This is a genomic window from Pseudomonas sp. AD21 (assembly GCF_002878485.1).
Classification (GTDB): domain Bacteria; phylum Pseudomonadota; class Gammaproteobacteria; order Pseudomonadales; family Pseudomonadaceae; genus Aquipseudomonas.
In genome coordinates this window covers 1-1,489 of the sequence record NZ_NQYG01000128.1, presented here as the reverse complement: position 1 = coordinate 1,489, position 1,489 = coordinate 1, and the positions used below count along the sequence as shown (strand labels likewise).

1 pseudogene is annotated in these 1,489 nt (G+C 58.6%); it reads right to left on the bottom strand.

The annotated features are described in order from the left end of the window. Positions 1–1,234 (bottom strand): annotated as a pseudogene (locus PseAD21_RS29300) (hypothetical protein); the annotation flags it as partial. Positions 1,235–1,489: the final 255 nt, after the last annotated feature.

The following is a 1,489-nucleotide window of genomic DNA, read 5'->3' as shown; positions in this document are numbered from 1 at the left end:
GATAAGCCGGAATATCAATCGGACTCACCGCCGGCGACACCAGAGAAGGGGGTAGCAAATCAATCGTGTCTGCCCCGACGACTTGCGCGTTCGCCGGGATGGAGGTCGCCACCACTGTGCCGTCAGGTTGGCGCAGTTCATAGGTGACGGTCACGGCGCTGTCGGCAATCACGTTGTCGAAAGGCACATTGAGGATGCAGGGTTTCTTCTGCCCGAACTGATCGGTTTCGACTTTGCCACTGACAACCACCACCACGTCCGGCCGCCCGGTCACTCTTGCGGTGTAGACGGCCTCGATGTCATAGCCTGCTACAAAGCGCTTGTCTGTCGTGAGGATGACCACCAGCAGCGGATTACCGGCCAGTTTTTCCAGCTCGATGATGCTGTTGTCGTCACCGGGATAATCCTCCATCCGCTCCAGCAGGATCGGCATCGGCAGGCGCTTGCCATCCAGGTCTTCTTCCACGGTTGCTACGGGGGACCAGGGTGCATCCGGGTCCGGGCCATTGCCGATCTGGTCGGTGACCGTGAAGGAAAAGTGCAGCTTGCCGTCCAGTCGTTTCGCCTTGTCGAGAAAGGCGCGGTCGACGGTGAAACAAATGGTGATCGGCTCTTCGTTGCCGGGGTTTGGCGGTTGGGGCGCCAGATCCTTATCGACGTCGGCGTACATGATCTCGCCGTTGCATTTGAGGCTGATGCGGTCGTAAGCCCGGCAATAGGGATAGGCCACGCAGACCTGCGCGCTGACAAAGCTTGGGTCCAGCATATTCTTGAAAATATCAGGCAACAGAAGTTTGAGCTCGGAGTGGCCGCCAGGATTGGTCTGGCGGTCTTTCAGACCGGGGCGGACTCTGTTGTAAAGGACGCTCATCGTATCGGATTTACCGATGTTGCCACTGCCGCGGGTGACGTCGACGTACAGCAGGTTGACGCGGTCCGGGTGCAAACGCCCTTTGGGCAGACGCAGAGTGGTCGTCACATCGGGATTAACGATGGTCTGGCTGTCGAGCATCGTCAGGTCACCTTCAAACCATATGCGCATGAGATCGCCCGGTTCCATCATTCCGGACAGCGGCGGGGCGACCTCCACGTAAGCCCCCCCACCGTCGGTGACCAGGTCAACCGCAACCAGAGGAACGCCGACCATCGCGCCGACCACCGGGTAGGTTTGTCCAGTGATGCGTGGTGGATAGAACACGAGGACAGTGTTGTCGGACGACGATGACGCGGTCATGATCCAGGCTCCTGTGCCGTAGGATTTACAGGCACTATCAGAGCGCTTTTCGGGCGAGCGCGCACCTGTCAGATCTGACAGGTGCGCAAACGCTTAAGACGAATGGTCGATCTGAAAGCTGCCGAACTGCTGGGTGATCAGTCGTTGAAGGTGAATACGGTTTGATCGAGGTCTGAAACGACAAAACCCGCCGCCCCGGTTGATCGGGGTGGCGGTTTTTTTATGCCAGCAGAGTGTGTGTTGTCTGCGAGTCAG